Source organism: Escherichia sp. E1130, assembly GCF_005781065.1.
GTDB lineage: Bacteria > Pseudomonadota > Gammaproteobacteria > Enterobacterales > Enterobacteriaceae > Escherichia.
This window is the reverse complement of record NZ_VATL01000034.1, coordinates 21,137-38,151: the sequence shown is the minus strand read 5'-3', so window position 1 is coordinate 38,151 and position 17,015 is coordinate 21,137. Positions and strand designations below refer to the sequence as shown.

General features: G+C 54.2%; 24 protein-coding genes. All 24 read left to right on the top strand.

Going from position 1 to position 17,015, the window contains the following annotated elements; translation table 11 throughout:
• The first annotated feature begins 28 nt into the window (after positions 1 to 28).
• Entirely contained in the window at positions 29 to 1,081 is a 1,053-nt protein-coding gene (locus tag FEK66_RS22960; protein WP_138211585.1) for a site-specific DNA-methyltransferase, read from the top strand.
• Between the two features lie 177 nt (positions 1,082 to 1,258).
• Positions 1,259 to 1,591: a phage holin family protein gene (locus tag FEK66_RS22955; protein ID WP_138211584.1), complete on the top strand. Its 333-nt coding sequence runs from the start codon at positions 1,259 to 1,261 to the stop codon at positions 1,589 to 1,591.
• Positions 1,588 to 1,995 carry a structural protein gene (locus tag FEK66_RS22950; protein WP_138211583.1) on the top strand — a complete coding sequence of 136 codons (408 nt, stop codon included), beginning with the start codon at positions 1,588 to 1,590 and terminating at the stop codon, positions 1,993 to 1,995. The genes FEK66_RS22955 and FEK66_RS22950 overlap by 4 nt, the downstream gene beginning before the upstream one ends.
• A 3-nt stretch (positions 1,996 to 1,998) precedes the next feature.
• A complete protein-coding gene (locus FEK66_RS22945) occupies positions 1,999 to 2,535 on the top strand; it encodes a DUF2514 domain-containing protein (protein ID WP_138211582.1) in 537 nt (178 codons plus the stop codon).
• 45 nt (positions 2,536 to 2,580) lie between these two features.
• Complete coding sequence (locus FEK66_RS22940) at positions 2,581 to 3,120, top strand: hypothetical protein (protein WP_138211581.1); 540 nt, start codon at positions 2,581 to 2,583, stop codon at positions 3,118 to 3,120.
• 7 nt (positions 3,121 to 3,127) lie between these two features.
• On the top strand, positions 3,128 to 3,997 hold the full coding sequence (locus FEK66_RS22935; RefSeq protein ID WP_138211580.1) for a glycosyltransferase family 9 protein: 870 nt from the start codon (positions 3,128 to 3,130) through the stop codon (positions 3,995 to 3,997).
• Positions 3,978 to 4,598, top strand: a complete 621-nt coding sequence (locus FEK66_RS22930; protein WP_138211579.1) for a methyltransferase domain-containing protein — start codon at positions 3,978 to 3,980, stop codon at positions 4,596 to 4,598. Before FEK66_RS22935 ends, FEK66_RS22930 begins: the two co-directional genes overlap by 20 nt.
• A 9-nt stretch (positions 4,599 to 4,607) precedes the next feature.
• The gene (locus FEK66_RS22925) at positions 4,608 to 4,961 is read left to right on the top strand and encodes a hypothetical protein (RefSeq protein ID WP_138211578.1); all 354 of its coding nucleotides are present in this window, start codon (positions 4,608 to 4,610) and stop codon (positions 4,959 to 4,961) included.
• Entirely contained in the window at positions 4,933 to 5,295 is a 363-nt protein-coding gene (locus FEK66_RS22920) for an HNH endonuclease signature motif containing protein (protein ID WP_138211577.1), read from the top strand. The genes FEK66_RS22925 and FEK66_RS22920 overlap by 29 nt, the downstream gene beginning before the upstream one ends.
• Positions 5,296 to 5,404: 109 nt before the next feature.
• Positions 5,405 to 5,842, top strand: a complete 438-nt coding sequence (locus FEK66_RS22915) for a phage terminase small subunit P27 family (protein WP_057515444.1) — start codon at positions 5,405 to 5,407, stop codon at positions 5,840 to 5,842.
• Positions 5,842 to 7,572: a terminase TerL endonuclease subunit gene (locus tag FEK66_RS22910; RefSeq protein WP_138211576.1), complete on the top strand. Its 1,731-nt coding sequence runs from the start codon at positions 5,842 to 5,844 to the stop codon at positions 7,570 to 7,572. The genes FEK66_RS22915 and FEK66_RS22910 overlap by 1 nt, the downstream gene beginning before the upstream one ends.
• Positions 7,569 to 7,724, top strand: a complete 156-nt coding sequence (locus FEK66_RS25755; protein ID WP_171023575.1) for a hypothetical protein — start codon at positions 7,569 to 7,571, stop codon at positions 7,722 to 7,724. The genes FEK66_RS22910 and FEK66_RS25755 overlap by 4 nt, the downstream gene beginning before the upstream one ends.
• Complete coding sequence (locus FEK66_RS22905; protein WP_138211575.1) at positions 7,718 to 8,944, top strand: phage portal protein; 1,227 nt, start codon at positions 7,718 to 7,720, stop codon at positions 8,942 to 8,944. Before FEK66_RS25755 ends, FEK66_RS22905 begins: the two co-directional genes overlap by 7 nt.
• Positions 8,937 to 9,539: an HK97 family phage prohead protease gene (locus FEK66_RS22900; RefSeq protein WP_138211574.1), complete on the top strand. Its 603-nt coding sequence runs from the start codon at positions 8,937 to 8,939 to the stop codon at positions 9,537 to 9,539. The genes FEK66_RS22905 and FEK66_RS22900 overlap by 8 nt, the downstream gene beginning before the upstream one ends.
• Before the next feature lie 10 nt (positions 9,540 to 9,549).
• Positions 9,550 to 10,779 (top strand): phage major capsid protein, encoded by a 1,230-nt coding sequence (locus tag FEK66_RS22895; RefSeq protein ID WP_138211573.1) that lies wholly within the window; start codon positions 9,550 to 9,552, stop codon positions 10,777 to 10,779.
• A gap of 75 nt (positions 10,780 to 10,854) precedes the next feature.
• Positions 10,855 to 11,178: a head-tail connector protein gene (locus FEK66_RS22890; RefSeq protein WP_138211572.1), complete on the top strand. Its 324-nt coding sequence runs from the start codon at positions 10,855 to 10,857 to the stop codon at positions 11,176 to 11,178.
• Positions 11,175 to 11,579 carry a phage head closure protein gene (locus FEK66_RS22885; protein ID WP_138211571.1) on the top strand — a complete coding sequence of 135 codons (405 nt, stop codon included), beginning with the start codon at positions 11,175 to 11,177 and terminating at the stop codon, positions 11,577 to 11,579. The genes FEK66_RS22890 and FEK66_RS22885 overlap by 4 nt, the downstream gene beginning before the upstream one ends.
• Positions 11,551 to 12,063, top strand: a complete 513-nt coding sequence (locus FEK66_RS22880) for a hypothetical protein (protein WP_138211570.1) — start codon at positions 11,551 to 11,553, stop codon at positions 12,061 to 12,063. Before FEK66_RS22885 ends, FEK66_RS22880 begins: the two co-directional genes overlap by 29 nt.
• Entirely contained in the window at positions 12,060 to 12,617 is a 558-nt protein-coding gene (locus tag FEK66_RS22875; RefSeq protein ID WP_138211569.1) for a hypothetical protein, read from the top strand. Before FEK66_RS22880 ends, FEK66_RS22875 begins: the two co-directional genes overlap by 4 nt.
• Before the next feature lie 20 nt (positions 12,618 to 12,637).
• Positions 12,638 to 12,808, top strand: a complete 171-nt coding sequence (locus FEK66_RS22870) for a DUF2635 domain-containing protein (RefSeq protein WP_138211568.1) — start codon at positions 12,638 to 12,640, stop codon at positions 12,806 to 12,808.
• Positions 12,792 to 14,306 carry a phage tail sheath subtilisin-like domain-containing protein gene (locus FEK66_RS22865; RefSeq protein ID WP_138211567.1) on the top strand — a complete coding sequence of 505 codons (1,515 nt, stop codon included), beginning with the start codon at positions 12,792 to 12,794 and terminating at the stop codon, positions 14,304 to 14,306. The genes FEK66_RS22870 and FEK66_RS22865 overlap by 17 nt, the downstream gene beginning before the upstream one ends.
• Complete coding sequence (locus tag FEK66_RS22860) at positions 14,306 to 14,662, top strand: phage tail tube protein (protein WP_138211566.1); 357 nt, start codon at positions 14,306 to 14,308, stop codon at positions 14,660 to 14,662. The genes FEK66_RS22865 and FEK66_RS22860 overlap by 1 nt, the downstream gene beginning before the upstream one ends.
• On the top strand, positions 14,659 to 14,985 hold the full coding sequence (locus FEK66_RS22855) for a phage tail assembly protein (protein ID WP_138211565.1): 327 nt from the start codon (positions 14,659 to 14,661) through the stop codon (positions 14,983 to 14,985). The genes FEK66_RS22860 and FEK66_RS22855 overlap by 4 nt, the downstream gene beginning before the upstream one ends.
• An 84-nt stretch (positions 14,986 to 15,069) precedes the next feature.
• Positions 15,070 to 16,998 (top strand): phage tail tape measure protein, encoded by a 1,929-nt coding sequence (locus FEK66_RS22850; protein WP_138211564.1) that lies wholly within the window; start codon positions 15,070 to 15,072, stop codon positions 16,996 to 16,998.
• The last annotated feature ends 17 nt before the right edge of the window (positions 16,999 to 17,015 follow it).

Genomic DNA, 17,015 nt, shown 5'->3' with positions numbered 1-17,015 from the left:
AGCCTATCAGAGTCCCGCTTACTGATCTATGAAAAATACTGTAAAAATAAACAGTGTTGAGTTAATCAACGCTGACTGCCTGCATTATATCGCCACCCTTCCTGATAACTCCATCGACCTGATTGTTACCGATCCGCCTTACTTCAAGGTGAAGCCAAACGGATGGGATAACCAGTGGAAAGGGGATGAAGACTATCTTCGCTGGCTCGATCGCTGCCTGGCTGAATTCTGGCGAGTGTTGAAACCCGCCGGTAGCCTTTACCTGTTTTGCTGCCACCGGCTGGCTGCAGATATTGAAATCTTAATGCGCGACCGCTTCAGCATCCTGAACCACATCATTTGGGCTAAACCGAGCGGTCGCTGGAATGGCTGCAATAAAGAAAGCCTGCGCGCGTATTTCCCGGCCACTGAGCGTGTTCTGTTTGCTGAACACTATCAGGGGCCATGCAAGCCCAAAGACGATGGTTACGCGGCAAAATGTGGTGAACTCAAACAGCATGTGCTGACACCGCTTATTACCTATTTTCAGGATGCCCGGGAATCCCTTGGCGTTACCTCGAAACAAATCACCGAGGCCACTGGTAAGAAGAACATGGTTTCGCACTGGTTTGGTTCCAGCCAGTGGCAGCTGCCGGGTGAAGCGGATTACCTCAAATTGCAGGAGCTTTTCACCCGGATCGCTATCGAGAAGCATCAGCGTGCCGAACTGGCGCAGCCTCATCACCAGCTGGTGGCAACATACCAGTCACTGAACCGTAAATATTCCGAGCTGCTGGAGGCGTACAAATCCCTTCGGCGGTATTTTGCCGTGTCGGTGGCCGTGCCATATACCGACGTATGGACGCATAAACCCGTCCAGTTTTATCCCGGCAAACATCCCTGTGAAAAGCCTGCTGACATGTTGAAGCAAATCATCAGCGCCAGCAGCAGATCCGGAGATGTGGTAGCTGATTTCTTCATGGGCTCTGGTTCCACGTTAAAAGCGGCGATCGATTTAGGCCGTAAGGCCATTGGCGTCGAGTTGGAAACAGAGCGGTTTAACCAGACCGTTGAAGAAATCAGTGCGTTACCAGAAAAATAAACGGCTCACTCAATGAGCCGAAAGCGTCATCAATCGGCTCACCACGTTTGTCATGCTGTGGTGGTCATCTCTTTCAGGCTCAGGGTTTCATCCTCGATATAGCCATGTAGCGCCGCAACCCTGAAGCCTGAATTTCCCCCAACACAGCACCTCGAACATCACTTCGGAGGTGGATTCATGAACCATGCAAACGGGATTTTTGAGCAAACTATGAAATGGATCGCGATGTACCTCCCTTCGGTATACGCAGGTCTGTGCGCCCTGGGCATTTCAGCGCTGATTGACATCAGGGCAGGAAAGCCGAAGCTGTACACCGCAACGGGAGCGCTGATCTGCGGTATTTTCGCCCTAGCCATTTCAGCATTACTTGAATACTTCGGTCTCCCTGCTAATTCCGGCGCGTTTGTGGGGGCGCTGGTGGGCTTCGTTGGTGCTGATCGCCTACGCGATATGGCACTGGCTGTTGTCTCCAGGAGAGCCGGCATCAACACAACGGAGAGCAATAAATGACAGCACGCGGGATCCGCAATAATAACCCCGGCAATATCCGCTGGGGTGACGAGTGGAAGGGGCTGGTGCCAGAAACTCAGCGCACTGATAAATCATTCTGTCAGTTCAAATCGGCGGAGTATGGTATTCGGGCGATGATCATCATTTTGCGCAACTACCAGCGTAAACATGGGCTCTGCACCATCAGCGATATTATAAACCGCTGGGCACCGACTAATGAGAATGACACGCAGGCCTATATCAACAGCGTAGCGAAAGCGACGGGCGTTGATCCCGACCAGCGGATTGATACCAGCGACAGCCGATTCATGATGAAACTGTTGCAGGCCATCATTCAGCATGAAAACGGGGACCAGCCGTACAGCTTTGATGTTTTTGTTAAGGCCATCGATCTGGCGGGGTGACAGATGTTCTCTCTGCTGAAGACATTCTGGACGCCGTTGACGATCATACTGCTGGTGGCCATTGCGTTTGTTGCGGGGGATAGCTGGCGCGATCGGGTGTGGCAAATAAAATGGGCTGACCGTGACAGCGCAGAGTCTTCACTGGCTGCTAACGCGCAGACTGCTGCCCGAATGATTGAACAAGGGCGCATTATTGCCCGTGATGAGGCCGTGAAAGATGCACAAACGCAAGCCGCAAAAGCTGCTGCCACTGCTGCTGGTTTGTCTGCCACTGTTAGCCAGTTGCAGCAACAAGCCAAAAAACTTGCCACCCGCCTGGACGCCGCAAAGTACACCGCAGATCTTGCCGCTACCGTCCGAAGCAAAACAGCCAGCGCCAACGCCGGAATGCTCGCCGACATGCTCGGAAGCCTTGCAGATGAAGCTAAATACTATGCTGGACGAGCTGACGAAAGCTACCGAGCTGGAATGACGTGTGAACGCATTTATGACTCGGTGAGAACATCCAATAATCAGATCGGGTTAATCCGCAAGGACTGAATACCGGAGATCAGTACCGACCACCACACCATTCAGGACACGCATATGGTTACAATCGCATGTGCGGCCAGCGGTCCATCACTGGCATCAACTGATTGCCTGACTCTCCATCGTGCAAATATTCCGATAATCGCCGTGAACAGTTCATGGTGCGCGGTGCCGTACTGTTCTGCAATATACGCGGCGGATTGTTGCTGGTGGGAAGAGCATTACAGCACCATCACCTCATCGGCTAAACGGTGGTGCGGTGATGAATTTACCGCTCGCCGCTTTGGCATCAACTGCTTTCCCTCGGTGCTGCCTGGCTCCTACAACTCCGGGCAGCGCGCTATTGAACTCGCAATTCATTTAGGTGCCAGCAGGATCCTGTTGCTGGGCTTTGACTGCTCAATACGTTACGGCACCCACTGGCACGGTAACCACCAGCAGCTGGCCAACCCGGATAAATTCAGCGTGGCGCGCTGGCATGACGAATTCAGTCGCCTTAATGCCATTGCTGGTGGTGTCGAGATTATCAACTGCTCCCGCTATACGCGGCTGACCTGTTTTCCCCGACAGCCTTTAGAGGCTGCGCTTTCTCAGTAGGACATCTATGGCATTAAGACGAAAAGTCAGCATCCGCGGGATGTACGGGCTTGGTGACTCCATTTATCAGCGCGCATTTGTGCGCCAGTTCCCCGGTGCGTTCCTGCGTACACCGTGGCCTGAGCTTTATTGCGATCTGGATGTGCGGTTTGTTCGCTCCAACACCAGCCTGCGCACTCAGCGTAAAAACGAAGAGAGAACGGGCGTGACTTACGTTCGGGAGCCGGCGAGACCTTCGGAAGTTCTGACCATCTTTTACGGTCCGGAAGAGCTGAAAAAAGGCTCCATTGTCGACGCCATGACGTGGCAGTTTGGCAAGGCGGCCAGCGTGTTCGATTTGCCGTCGTATGGTGAATCCCCTGTGACGGCGGATAAGCCGATCGCCGTGATTCGTCCTGCCACCGTCCGTAAAGAGTGGGCGAACCCGGCACGCAATCCTGATCCGAAATATCTGGCCGCCGCCGCGAGAGAACTCCGCAAGCACTTCTATGTAGTCAGCCTGGCGGATCTGGAAGAAGACGAAGAATGGCTGGTTGGCGAACAACCGGAAGCCGATTTGCAGCTGCATCAAGGCGAGCTGTCAGTAACTGAAATGCTGGCGCTGGTTGAGCATGCGGCGGTGGTGGTTTCCGGCGTGGGCTGGGCGTTACCGGCTGCAATCTGCTACCAAACGCCAGTGTTTATCGTGCAGGGAGGCTGCGGCGCCCATAACGCTCCCCATATCGTTACCGATCCTGATATGGACCTTTCCCGTGTAGGTTGGGCTCAGCCTGATGATTACTGCATGTGCGCCAGCATGGATCACGATTGCAGCAAGTACATTTCCGGATTCAACGACAAATTCAAAGGCTGGTTACATGACATCGTTCTCAAATGAACTGCAAAACGGCCTGGTGTGGTTGCCCGAGCTGGGTATGGGGCGTTATCCCGTTCCCGCCGCCCGGCCATATGATGCGAACTATTTCGCCAGATACCGCCAGATGGCTGAAACCTCAATGGGGCTCCAGCTGACTACGGCGCGCCTGCTGCTGGTTGGTCGCTATTATCTGGGGAAAGTACTGGATGTGGGAATTGGCTCTGGCCAGTTCGTCGAGTGCCGCCCGGACACGTGGGGATATGACGTCAACCCGGAAGGCGTTGCATGGCTACAGGCCCGAATGCGCTGGGCTGATCTGTACGCTGATGATATTACTTTTCCGGCACTAACGTTCTGGGATTCACTGGAGCACATCGACGAACCCGAGGCCGCTGTAGCGAAAGCAGGCCAATGGGTGTTCGTGTCACTGCCTGTGTTCAGGGACGCCGAGCATATATTGAAATCCCGACACTACCGCAAAGATGAGCATATCTGGTACTGGACGCACAACGGTTTGCTGAAGTGGTTTGAGGCTCAGGGCTTTGTCTGCGTCGAGCACAACACGATCGAGAGCGCGCTGGGCCGCGACGGCATCAGCAGCTACGCCTTTAAAAGAGAATGAGGTCTGAAAATGAACGAGCCGAACTATGAGTATATTGGCCGCTGTACAGTGCTGCGCCGGCGTATCAACTGCAAACTCGATACGTTAAGTAACATTAAAGCTGCCATTTCATTATCAGAATCTTCATATCTGATTGATGGTTCACTTGTGCTTAATCACTCTGCAGCAGATTGCATTGAAGATGCTGCGAGTAAATACAGAACGCTGCTCCAGCAGATTACTGCAATGGCGCAGGAACATAATGAATATGCTCCATCAGCTGGCCTTGACGTGATCGATATTCGTCTTTATGGCATCAATTCAGCCGAAGCTGCTGTATCTGGAACGGGAAGCTATGCCGCCGAGAACGCCAAAAGCCTGTAGAAAACGAGGATGCAGGAATACCACAACGGACCGTAGCGGCTACTGTGACGAGCACAAGGGGGATGGCTGGCAGCAGTACAAGCCCGGTCAGACCCGCCACCAGCGCGGTTATGGCACGATCTGGGATCGGCGTCGTATGCGGATACTTGCGCGTGATGGTGGGCTGTGCTGTGAGCACCGCAGGCAGGGGGTGGCAGTTGTGGCAAAGCATGTTGACCACATCATTCCTAAATCTCAGGGTGGTACGGACGACGATGGCAACCTTCAGAGCCTGTGCGCCGCCTGCCACAGGGCGAAGACGGCCCGCGAAGGGCGCAGCAGGGGGGCGGGGTAAAATCTCTCCCGCCTTTGCCTTCCCGGACTGCCCGCCTCGTCAAATTTTTACGCGCCCAAAATAAGAAACTTTTTTCCGGAAGGTTTCGCCTATTGAATCGGAGGTTTTAATGGGTAGTGTTGTGCGATCTTCCGGCGGCGGTCGAAAAAGAAATTTACCCACAGGGCAAACCAGCAAACTGACCAGAATTGCACCGCCTCCTGAATTGATGGGGGATGTGGCGATCCGGTTATGGAAAACCCAGAGCAAAATTTTAATTGAGCGGGGTGTGTTCGAGGTCGAGGATGCGCCGATCCTTCTCGCGTACTGCAATGCGTTTCATCTGATGATTGAAGCCGAAAAAGTTATCGCAAAAGAGGGGCTGACCGTCTCCAGTGAGATGGGCGGCGAGAAGAAACACCCCGCTATTAACGTCAGAAATGACTCTGTTTCTCAGGTTGCCCGTCTGGGTTCGCTTCTCGGACTTGACCCACTGAGTCGACTACGCATGACCAGCGGTAAGAATGATCCGGACGATGCAGGGAATGAATTCGATGAGTTTGATTGATGGCTACATATCCGAACGTCAATGCGGCGAACCAGTATGCGCGGGACGTCGTGAACGGGAAGATTCTGGCATGTCGGTTAACCATTCTTTCCTGTCAGCGTCACCTGGATGATCTCGAACGCGCGAAGGATCCAAACTGGCCCTATCGTTTCGATAAGAATAAGGCTGAACGTTTTTTAAGATTTTCTCAGAAGATGCCCCACACCTCCGGGGAGTGGGCGCGGCGAAAGCTCAGGATAGAGTTTGAGCCCTGGCAAAAATTCTCCCTAGGTGTTCCTTTTGGCTGGGTACGCAAAGACACCGGGTTTCGCCGCTTTACTGAAATCTACATCGAGGTGCCGCGTAAAAACGGTAAATCCGCGATAGCGGCGGCGATCGGCAATTACATGTTTTGCGCCGATGGTGAGTATGCCGCTGAAGTCTACTGCGGCGCCACGACTGAGAAGCAGGCGTGGAAGGTGTTTGCACCGGCGCTGGCGATGGTGAAAAAGCTCCCGTCGCTGCGCCAGAAATTCAGTATTAAGCCCTGGGCTAAACGGATGACCCGTCCGGATGGTTCCGTTTTTGCGCCAATCATCGGTGACCCGGGGGACGGTGATTCACCATCCTGCGCAATTATCGATGAGTATCACGAGCATGATACCGACGCGCTCTATACCACTATGACAACGGGTATGGGCGCGCGTGAGCAGCCTGTAACGCTCATCATTACCACCGCAGGGTATGACATTTCCTCCCCCTGCTATGAAAAGCGTGCTCAGGTGGTTGAAATACTGGAGCGCATCAGGGAAGAAGGCGAAAACGAGGCCATATTTGGCATCATCTATACCCTTGATGATGAAGACGACTGGACAAAGCCGGAAGCGCTGATAAAGGCAAACCCAAACTACGGTGTGTCGATAAAGGAAGGCTTCCTCAGGGCTAAACAGCTGCTGGCCATATCCACCCCCAGCCAGACCAACAAGATCCTCACCAAACACTTTAACAAGTGGGTGAGTTCGAAAGCCGCCTACTACAACCTGCAGAAGTGGATGGCAGCAGCAGATAAAACGCTGAAGCTGTCGGATTTTGCGGGGGAAGAGTGTTATCTCGGCATAGATCTGGCTTCAAAACTCGACCTTAACGCGGTGGTACCAGTTTTCCGCCGTGAAATCGACGGGGTAAGCCATTATTACTGCGTATCGCCTCTATTCTGGGTGCCGGAAGACACCGTCTACGCTACGGATCCGGCGCTGAAAACGATCGCCGACCGTTACCAGTCCTTTGTTAATCAGGGCGTGCTGGTTCCCTCTGACGGGGCAGAGGTGGATTATCGCCTTATTTACGAAGCGATCCTGAATTTACGGGATACGGTGAAAATAGCGGCGAGCCCGATTGACCCCTATGGCGCCACCGGCCTTTCCCATATGTTGCAGGATGAAGGGCTGGAGCCCGTCACCATCACCCAGAACTACACCAACATGAGCGACCCGATGCGGGAGATTGAGGCCGCGATAGCTGCTGGACGCTTCCATCATGACGGTAATCCGCTGATGACCTGGTGCATTTCTAACGTGGTCGGCAAGTATTTACCGGGTAGTGATGATGTTGTACGTCCGGTGAAAGAGGGGGCTGGAAACAAAATCGATGGCGCAGTTGGCCTGATGATGGGGGTTGGCCGCGCGATGCTGAATGAGCCGAAAGATTTTCTCTCCAATCTCGATCCAGACGAGGACGTTTTATTCCTGTGAAATCACTAATTATCGATGTTGCCGGGCTGTCGGGCTTTGGCGCGCTGGTGGGCGGTATTTATCTCAAATACGGCGCCGCGGCTGCGCTTATGGCTGGCGGTGCCGGGCTTCTGTTATGGGCGCTGCTGGCAGCAAGGGGATCAAAATGCTGATTAATGCCATGTTCAGAAGCAACTCGCTTGAAAATCCTGCTGTTCCGTTGACTGCAGAAGCAGCCGAAAACGACGGCATTTTTAACGGTGATGTGATCGTTAACCCCAAAACGGCGATGAAGCTGGCGGCGGTGTATGCCTGTATTTACGTCATTTCCTCCAACGTTGCCCAGATGCCACTACACGTTATGCGGCGAACCGGGAAGTTTGTGGAGCCGGCGCGGGATCATCCCGTTTTTTATCTGGTTCATGATGAGCCGAACGACTGGCAAACCAGCTACAAATGGCGCGAGCTGAAACAGCGTCATATCCTCGGCTGGGGGAATGGCTACACCCACGTAAAGCGTAATCGCCGGGGTGAAGTTATCCAGCTTGAAGCCTGCATGCCATGGGAAACGACCCTGCTGAATACCGGCGGGCGCTACACCTACGGCATGTACAACGAAGAGGGCTCTTTTGCTATCAGCCCTGACGACATGATCCACATCCGGGCGCTGGGGAATAATCAGAAGATGGGGCTGAGTCCGATTCTCCAGCACGCTGAAACGATCGGTATGGGGATGAGCGGGCAGAAATATACCGAGAGCTTTTTTAGCGGAAACGCCCGCCCGGCGGGGATTGTGTCGGTAAAAGGGGAGCTTAACGATAACTCCTGGGATCGTCTCAAAAAGATGTGGCAGAAAGCCTCTGCCATGCTGCGCAGCCAGGAAAACAGAACCATGCTGCTGCCGGCAGAGCTTGACTATAAAGCACTGACCGTCTCCCCCGTTGATGCACAGCTCATCGACATGATGAAGCTTAACCGCTCAATGATTGCCGGAATTTTCAACGTACCGGCACACATGATCAACGACCTGGAAAAAGCGACATTCTCCAATATCTCCGAGCAGGCCATTCAGTTTGTGCGCTACACCATGATGCCCTGGGTGACGAACTGGGAGCAGGAGATAAACCGTCGCCTGTTCACCCGGGCCGAACGGGAGGCCGGATATTACGTCCGCTTTAACCTGACAGGCCTGCTGCGCGGCACGCCGAAAGAGCGTGCTCAGTTCTACCATTTTGCCATCACCGATGGCTGGATGAGCCGCAACGAGGCCCGCGCCTTTGAGGATATGAACCCTAAAGAAGGGCTCGACGAGATGCTGGTGAGCGTTAACGCTGCCGACCCGGCAAAAGATTTTAAAGACGACGATAAAACGGAGGGCAATTCCGATGAGTGACGATCGGGAAACACGCTGCTACAGCGGCGAGGTCAGGGCCGAGCAGCATGATCAGCAGCCGACGCGCATTATCGGTTATGGCTCGGTGTTCAATTCGCGATCTGAACCGCTATGGGGGTTCCGCGAGATTATTAAGCCAGGCGCGTTTGATGATGTGCTGGGCGACGATGTGCGCGGCCTGTTCAACCATGATCCTAACTTTATCCTGGGGCGCAGTGCGTCCGGCACGCTGACGGTTTCGACCGATGAGCGTGGTTTACGTTATGACATCGAAGCACCCGACACCCAGACCATTCGCGATCTGGTGCTGGCACCGATGCTGCGCGGCGACATCAATCAGTCAAGTTTTGCCTTCCGGGTCGCCCGGGACGGCGAGCGCTGGTATGAGGATGAAGAGGGCGTCGTCATCCGTGAGATTTCGCGCTTCTCGCGTCTCTTTGATGTCAGCCCCGTAACGTATCCGGCGTACCAGGAAGCAGATTCCGGGGTTCGCTCCCTGAAAGCCTGGCAGGAAGCTCGCGACAGCGGCGCGCTGAAGCTTGCCATTAACCAACGAATGGCGCGCGAGCGCGTCCTGACACTTCTTAATGCATAAGGAAACATCCATGAAGCTTCATGAAATGAAACAAAAGCGCAACACCATCGCGACCGAAATGCGTGCACTGAACGAAAAGATCGGGGATAACACCTGGACTGATGAGCAGCGCACTGAGTGGAATAAGGCTAAATCCGAGCTGGAAGGGCTGGATGAGCGTATTGCCCGCGAAGAAGAGTTGCGCGATATGGATCAGAAATACATTGATGATAAAAGCGATGAACAGCGCGACAATCTGGATAAGGATAACGGTAAAAAGCCGGACGAACAGCGCGGACAGATTTTTGATAAATGGATGCGCCACGGCGCCAGCGAGCTGACTGCTGAAGAGCGTAAGGCCCTGCGTGAACTGCGTGCTCAGGGCGTCGCGCCGGATGAAAAGGGCGGCTACACCGTGCCGGATACCTTCCTCGCGAAAGTGGTCGAGCAGATGAAGGCTTACGGTGGTATCGCCAGCGTAGCACAGATCCTGACAACCTCTGATGGCCGCACCATGGAGTGGGCTACCGCCGATGGTACTGCTGAGGTGGGTGTGTTGCTGGGCGAGAACGAAGAAGCCGGTGAAGAAGATACCGAATTTGGCATGGACAGCCTGGGTGCGCTGAAAATGACCTCTAAAATCATTCGCGTATCTAACGAACTGCTGCAGGACAGCGCGATCGATATGGAAGCCTATCTTGCCCGCCGTATCGCGGAACGTATTGGGCGCGGTGAAGCCCGCTATCTGATTCAGGGAACTGGCGCTGGTACGCCGAAGCAGCCGAAAGGTTTGGCGGTATCTGTGACCGGCACCATCCAGACAGCCGCTGCAACGGCGGTGAAATGGCAGGAAATTCTGGCGCTCAAACACAGCATCGACCCGGCTTATCGCCGCGGGCCGAAGTTCCGCCTTGCTTTCAATGACAGCACCCTGAAACTTATCAGCGAAATGGAAGATGGTCAGGGCCGCCCGCTGTGGTTGCCGGACATTGTTGGCGTGGCTCCGGCTTCGGTGCTGAACGTGCCATATGTTATCGATCAGGAGATTGATGATATCGGGGCGGGTAAAAAGTTCATGTTCTGCGGTGACTTTGACCGCTTCATTATCCGTCGCGTGCGCTACATGATCCTGAAGCGCCTGGTGGAGCGTTACGCTGAATTCGACCAGACCGGCTTCCTGGCGTTTCATCGCTTCGACTGCATTCTGGAAGACACTTCTGCCATTAAAGCGCTGGTGGGCAAAGGCAGCACCAGCAGCTGATAACTCCTGACGGAATATCGTATGCCGCTTAACGCGGTTTTTTTGTGCCCGCTTCCGGCGGGCACAGGAGGATTTATGCTGCTCAAAATGGAGGAAATCAAAGCCCAGCTCAGGCTGGACGAGGATTTCACCGATGAAGACAGTCTGCTGGAACTGATGGGGCAGGCGGTGCAGAGCCGGACGGAAAACTTCCTCAACCGCAGGCTTTATGCAACGGCAGCCGATTTGCCAGAAGACGATCCCGATGGCCTGGTGATGCCGGATGAAATCAAGCTGGCGCTACTGTTGCTGGTCACCCACTTCTACGAGAACCGCTCAACGGTCACCGAGGTTGAAAAGCTTGAGTTGCCGATGAGCTTTAACTGGCTGGTTGGGCCTTACAGGTATATCCCGCTATGAAACTGCGACAGGCGCAGACCAGCGCCACCTACCTTTTGCCTGACCCGGGCGAGCTGGATAAGCGGATAGCGATTCGCCTGCGGGTGGATGAGCCGAATGATGATTTTGGTGTATCTCCCACGTACCCGGATGAGATCCGAACTTGGGCGAAGTTAGCCCAGCCCGGCGCAGCGGCTTATCAGGGCTCTGTACAGACGGAAAATACCGTAACGCATTATTTCACGATCCGCTGGCGAGCGAAGATAACCGCCGATCATGAGGTGTTCTGCGAAGGGCAAGTTTATCGCATTCGCCGCGTGCGCGATCTGAACAGCAGACGGCGTTATCTGCTGCTGGAATGTGAGGAGCTTGGTACGGATCGAGGGGCCAGCTATGCAGAACAAAGCATTTTTACACGTTGATTTTGAACAACCGAAAGAGTTGGTTTTCAATCGCGCCCGCATGCGCCGGGCGTTTGTCACCATAGGTCAGGTGCATATGCGGGATGCCCGCCGTCTGGTCATGCGTCGGGGACGCTCTGCGCCCGGCGAAAACCCGGCATACCGTACAGGGAAACTGGCCCGCTCAATAGGTTATTACGTTCCCCGTGCCTCCAAACGACGTCCGGGCCTGATGGTGAAAATTGCACCCAACCAGAAGAACGGCGAGGGGAATCGCCATATTTCCGGGGCCTTTTATCCGGCGTTTCTGTTTTACGGTGTGCGGCGCGGCGCTAAGCGTAAAAAAGGTCATCATCGCGGTGCGTCTGGTGGTAGTGGCTGGAAAATTGCTCCACGTAATAACTACATGACCGAGGTACTGGAGCGTCGTCGCAGCTGGACACGGTATGTGCTGTCGCGTGAGTTGCGCAAGTCCCTGCGTCCTCAGAGAAGGAAAAAGAAATGAAACTAACGCCGATTGTGGCCGCACTGCGCGCCCGCTGCCCGCGTTTTGAACATCGGGTGGGTGGTGCCGCGCAGTTTAAGGCGATCCCGGATGCCGGAAAACTGAAGCTTCCCGCCGCCTATGTGGTACCGGCGGAGGATGTAACCGGGGAACAACGCTCCCAGACTGACTACTGGCAGGATTTGACAGAGGGATTTTCTGTGATCGTCGTTCTCAGTAATGAGCGTGACGAAAAAGGCCAGTGGGCATCCTATGATGCGGTGCATGATGTGCGTCATGAAATCTGGAAAGCGCTTCTGGGATGGTGCCCGGATCCTGACGCCCATGAAATTCAGTACGCTGGTGGTATGTTGCTGGAGCTGAACCGCTATGAACTTTATTACCAGTTCGACTTCACGGTGAAATATGAGATCGATGAGGCTGACTCCCGCCAGCAGGATGATCTCGACGCGCTGGAAGATCTGAAGACACTCAGTATCGATGTGGACTATATCGACCCCGGCGGCGGGCCAGACGGTAATATTGAGCACCACACCGAAATCACCTTCCCGTAATCTTCTACCTGGAAAAAATAATGTTTGTGAAACCCAAAAGGGGGCGATCTGTTCCGGATCCGACCCGCGGTGATCTTTTGCCTGAATCTGGGCGAAATGTGGAAGTAAACGCCTACTGGTATCGCCGCGAAGCTGCTGGCGATATTGAGAAAATCTCGCGTAAAGGGGATAAAAATGACCGTAAGCTTTAGCACCATCCCGGCTGATAACCGGGTGCCACTATTTTATGCTGAAATGGATAACAGTGCCGCAAATACCGCGCAGGACAGTGCGCCGTCTTTGCTCATCGGGATGGCGCTGCCTGAATCGGATATGCCACTGAATCAGCTGGTGATCATGCCATCGAAGGATTTAGCTAAAAAAATGGCGGGCCGTGGCAGCCAGCTGGCGCGCATGGTTGAGGCATACCGCCAGGTTAATCCATTTGGTGAACTCTGGGTGATTGCCGTTCCTGATAATGGTGAAGCGGCTACGGGCACCATTACCATTACCGGCACAGCGACCGATGCGGGTACCGTGAACCTCTACATTGGCACCCGTAAGGTACAGGTGACAGTGGCAACGGGGGACACTGGCGATCAGGTGGCACAGGCCATGCTGAGCATTATCAATAATAACCCCGATTTGCCTGTCAGCGCGGAATATCAGACGACTTCTGCCGGGGAAGCGCAGGGCACGGTTATCCTTTCTGCTGTGAACAGCGGGTCGGTGGGCAACACGATCCCATTAACCCTGAATTACTACGGTACCGCCAGCGGTGAAGAGATCCCTGTCGGCCTGAGCATCCAGATCGGCAAAATGAGTGGCGGCGCAGGCGATGCGGATTTGTCGGCGACGATCGCTGCTATGGGCGATGAGCCGTTCGACTATATCGGGCTGCCGTTCAATGACCCCAGTTCGCTTCAGATGATGGCCGTTGAAATGAACGACAGCTCCGGGCGCTGGAGCTATATCCGCCAGCTGTATGGTCATGTGTATACCGCTAAAACGGGTTCACTGTCTGACCTGGTGGCCTATGGCGATACGTTCAATTATCAGCACATCACTATTGCTGGGTACGAAACAGAGGTGCAAACGTCTGTGGATGAGCTGGTGGGTTACCGCCTGGCGCGCGCAGCGGTATTCCTGCGCATCGACCCTGCCCGTCCGACACAGACTGGAGAACTCACTGGCGCTCTGCCTGCGCCGACCGGCAAACGCTTTACCATCACTGAGCAGCAGTCACTGCTGACACATGGCATTGCGACCGCTTATACGGAATCCGGCGTGCTGCGCATCCAGCGTGACATCACCACCTATAAGACCAATGCGTATGGCGTGGCAGACAACAGTTACCTCGACAGCGAAACATTGCATACCAGCGCCTATGTGCTGCGCCGACTAAAATCGGTGATCACCAGCAAATACGGTCGTCATAAACTTGCCAATGATGGAACGCGTTTTGGCCCTGGCCAGGCGATTGTCACGCCTGCGGTTATTCGCGGTGAGCTTGGCTCAACCTACCGTCAGCTTGAACGTGAGGGGATTGTCGAGAACTTTGACCTGTTCCAGAAATACCTGATCGTTGAGCGCAACGCGAACGATCCGAACCGTCTGGATGTGCTGTTCCCGCCAGATTATGTCAACCAGCTGCGCGTGTTTGCTGTGCTTAATCAGTTCCGCCTGCAGTACAACGAGGAGGCCGCATAATGGCAAAGATTGCGGGAACGACCTATTTCAAAATCGACGGCCAGCAGCTATCAGTTACCGGCGGCATTGAAGTCCCCATGAACACCAAAGTCCGTGATGACGTGATCGGCCTGGACGGATCTGTTGATTACAAAGAAACGAGCCGCGCAGCGTATACGAAGGTCACTGCCAAAGTTCCGAAAAACTTTCCCGTCGACAAAATCACCTCGTCTGATGTCATGACCATCACATCTGAGCTGGCTAACGGTCAGGTGTACGTGCTTTCCAATGCCTGGCTGCACGGCGAAGCTAACCATAACCCCGAAGAGGGCACGGTGGATCTGGAATTCCACGGTGAAGAAGGATTTTACCAATGACAAAAGAGCTGAAGCTTAAAGAGCCGATCATGGCTCATAACGAAAAACTGCATGTGCTGGAACTGCGTGAACCGTCATATGACGAAATCGAAGCGATCGGTTTCCCGTTTACGGTTTCCTCGGAGGGCGCGATTAAAATTGACAGCTCCGTTGCTCTGAAATATATCCCGCTGCTGGCGGGTATCCCACGTTCGTCCGCGGCGAAACTGGCGAAACTCGATATTTTCAAGGCCAGCATGCTGATCCTCAATTTTTTTACTCAATCGGCGGGGGAGACAACCTCAGAAACCGGCTCTACAACACCGCTCACTTCTGGCGACTAAACCCCATTGAGCTCCGGCGGGCGGCCATATCTGAATTTCTGGAGCTGGAATCGGAGGCCGTCCGCATTAATGAGGAAATAAAGCATGGCTGACAGTTTCCAGTTAAAGGCCATCATCACCGCCGTTGATCAGCTATCCGGCCCGCTGAAAGGGATGCAGCGGGAGCTGAAGGGGTTCCAGAAGGAAATGGCCGGTCTGGCGCTGGGGGCTGCGGCGGCCGGTACCGCGATTCTCGGTGCGCTGGCGATGCCAATAAACTCCGCGATTGGTTTTGAATCAAAAATGGCCGACATCCGTAAGGTAGTTGACGGCCTGGACGATAAAAAAGCCTTTGCGCAGATGAGCGACGACATTCTGACGCTTTCCACCCAGCTACCGATGGCGGCGGAAGGGATTGCAGAAATTGTCGCTGCTGGTGGTCAGGCCGGTATCGCCCAAAACGATCTGATGCAGTTCGCCAGTGATGCGGTGAAGATGGGGGTGGCATTTGATACCACCGCCGAAGAATCGGGCCAGATGATGGCGCAATGGCGCACGGCATTTAAGCTGACGCAGGATGATGTCGTTGTCCTCGCCGATAAAATTAACTATCTGGGGAATACCGGCCCAGCTAACGCGAAGAAAATATCGGACATCGTTACGCGGATTGGGCCGCTGGGTAGTGTTGCCGGGGTAGCCTCCGGAGAAATTGCGGCAATGGGGGCCACCATCGCCGGGATGGGGGTGGAGTCAGAGATAGCCTCAACCGGCATCAAAAACTTTATGCTATCGCTGACTGCAGGCAATTCTGCCACGAAGGCACAGAAGCAGGCGATGGCTTTCCTAAAGCTGAATCCGAAGAAACTCGCTGAGGATATGCAGAAGGATTCCCGCGGCGCCATGCTGAAGGTGCTGGACTCGTTGGCGAAGGTGCCAAAAGCTAAGCAGGCCGCCGTCATGAACGCGCTGTTCGGCAAGGAATCTCTCAGCGCGATAGCTCCCTTGCTGACCAATCTGGATCTGCTGCGCACCAACTTTAAACGTGTCGGAGACGTTCAGGAGTATGGCGGCTCAATGCAGAAGGAATATGCCTCACGTGCCGCCACGACGGAAAACCAGCTGACCCTGCTGAAAAATAGTGTCAACGCGATTTCTGTGACGCTTGGCGATACTTTCCTGCCAGCCATCAACGAGGCCGCTAAAGCGGTTATGCCTTATCTGGAGCATGTCAGGGAATTTGTACGGGCTAACCCGGAGCTGGTGCAGTCTGTGGCTAAGTTTGGTGCCGCATTGCTGGCTGTTGGTGTATCGATCGGCACCTTGTCCCGGGCGATTAAAATCCTTAACAGCGTTATCAATTTGTCTCCGGCAAAAATAGCCATAGCAGCCCTAGCTGCGGGGGCCATGCTGATTATTGATAACTGGGATGAGGTTGGTCCGGTTATCAAGGAGGTATGGCAGGAGGTGGATAAAGTCGCACAGGCAATGGGAGGCTGGGAAACGGTGATCAAAGGTGTCGGTCTGGTAATGGCGGGTTCATTTACGGTTAATACGATTGGTTCCTTGCGTCAGTCCGTGCTGCTGGCAGACCAGCTATCTGGCCTGCTGGGTAAAATCGGCAAAATGGGAGTCATGACTCTGACAATTGGTGTTGCCGTGTCTCTCTTTAAAGAACTGCAGGATATGGAGCAAGGGGCGAAAGATGCCGGGATGGACGTGGGTTCTTTTGCTGTGCAAAAGATGCAGGCGAAAGAGCGCGAGCGTGGCTACAATGGGTTTATTCCCCGGCTGAAAGAGATCCTTGGCATTGACAACGCCATTCCGGAAGGCCGCTATCGTCCCTCCGTACCGTTAAACAGAAACCCAAATGTTCTTGATCGTGCGGCGACACCCGGTGCGCAGAGAAGTGAACTGAAAGTGACCTTCGAAAACACTCCCCAGGGTATGCGCGTGACAGATATTCCGGCATCCGGCAATCCTCTGATGGGTATTTCTCACGATGTAGGCTATTCGCCCTTTAAAACCTCTCGTTAATCCGCTCCGGCGGTTCC

Excerpts from the sequence above, each read along its gene's own strand:
- FEK66_RS22890 (WP_138211572.1), top strand. The coding sequence starts at position 10,855 with ATGCTGCTCAAAATGGAGGAAATCAAAGCCCAGCTCAGGCTGGACGAG.
- FEK66_RS22915 (WP_057515444.1), top strand. The coding sequence starts at position 5,405 with ATGGGTAGTGTTGTGCGATCTTCCGGCGGCGGTCGAAAAAGAAATTTA.
- FEK66_RS22850 (WP_138211564.1), top strand. The coding sequence starts at position 15,070 with ATGGCTGACAGTTTCCAGTTAAAGGCCATCATCACCGCCGTTGATCAG.
- FEK66_RS22935 (WP_138211580.1), top strand. The coding sequence starts at position 3,128 with ATGGCATTAAGACGAAAAGTCAGCATCCGCGGGATGTACGGGCTTGGT.
- FEK66_RS22945 (WP_138211582.1), top strand. The coding sequence starts at position 1,999 with ATGTTCTCTCTGCTGAAGACATTCTGGACGCCGTTGACGATCATACTG.
- FEK66_RS22920 (WP_138211577.1), top strand. The coding sequence starts at position 4,933 with ATGCCGCCGAGAACGCCAAAAGCCTGTAGAAAACGAGGATGCAGGAAT.
- FEK66_RS22950 (WP_138211583.1), top strand. The coding sequence starts at position 1,588 with ATGACAGCACGCGGGATCCGCAATAATAACCCCGGCAATATCCGCTGG.
- FEK66_RS22895 (WP_138211573.1), top strand. The coding sequence starts at position 9,550 with ATGAAGCTTCATGAAATGAAACAAAAGCGCAACACCATCGCGACCGAA.
- FEK66_RS22870 (WP_138211568.1), top strand. The coding sequence starts at position 12,638 with ATGTTTGTGAAACCCAAAAGGGGGCGATCTGTTCCGGATCCGACCCGC.
- FEK66_RS22905 (WP_138211575.1), top strand. The coding sequence starts at position 7,718 with ATGCTGATTAATGCCATGTTCAGAAGCAACTCGCTTGAAAATCCTGCT.
- FEK66_RS22910 (WP_138211576.1), top strand. The coding sequence starts at position 5,842 with ATGGCTACATATCCGAACGTCAATGCGGCGAACCAGTATGCGCGGGAC.
- FEK66_RS22885 (WP_138211571.1), top strand. The coding sequence starts at position 11,175 with ATGAAACTGCGACAGGCGCAGACCAGCGCCACCTACCTTTTGCCTGAC.
- FEK66_RS22960 (WP_138211585.1), top strand. The coding sequence starts at position 29 with ATGAAAAATACTGTAAAAATAAACAGTGTTGAGTTAATCAACGCTGAC.
- FEK66_RS22865 (WP_138211567.1), top strand. The coding sequence starts at position 12,792 with ATGACCGTAAGCTTTAGCACCATCCCGGCTGATAACCGGGTGCCACTA.
- FEK66_RS22860 (WP_138211566.1), top strand. The coding sequence starts at position 14,306 with ATGGCAAAGATTGCGGGAACGACCTATTTCAAAATCGACGGCCAGCAG.
- FEK66_RS22900 (WP_138211574.1), top strand. The coding sequence starts at position 8,937 with ATGAGTGACGATCGGGAAACACGCTGCTACAGCGGCGAGGTCAGGGCC.
- FEK66_RS22955 (WP_138211584.1), top strand. The coding sequence starts at position 1,259 with ATGAACCATGCAAACGGGATTTTTGAGCAAACTATGAAATGGATCGCG.
- FEK66_RS22875 (WP_138211569.1), top strand. The coding sequence starts at position 12,060 with ATGAAACTAACGCCGATTGTGGCCGCACTGCGCGCCCGCTGCCCGCGT.
- FEK66_RS22855 (WP_138211565.1), top strand. The coding sequence starts at position 14,659 with ATGACAAAAGAGCTGAAGCTTAAAGAGCCGATCATGGCTCATAACGAA.
- FEK66_RS22925 (WP_138211578.1), top strand. The coding sequence starts at position 4,608 with ATGAACGAGCCGAACTATGAGTATATTGGCCGCTGTACAGTGCTGCGC.
- FEK66_RS22930 (WP_138211579.1), top strand. The coding sequence starts at position 3,978 with ATGACATCGTTCTCAAATGAACTGCAAAACGGCCTGGTGTGGTTGCCC.
- FEK66_RS22880 (WP_138211570.1), top strand. The coding sequence starts at position 11,551 with ATGCAGAACAAAGCATTTTTACACGTTGATTTTGAACAACCGAAAGAG.
- FEK66_RS22940 (WP_138211581.1), top strand. The coding sequence starts at position 2,581 with ATGGTTACAATCGCATGTGCGGCCAGCGGTCCATCACTGGCATCAACT.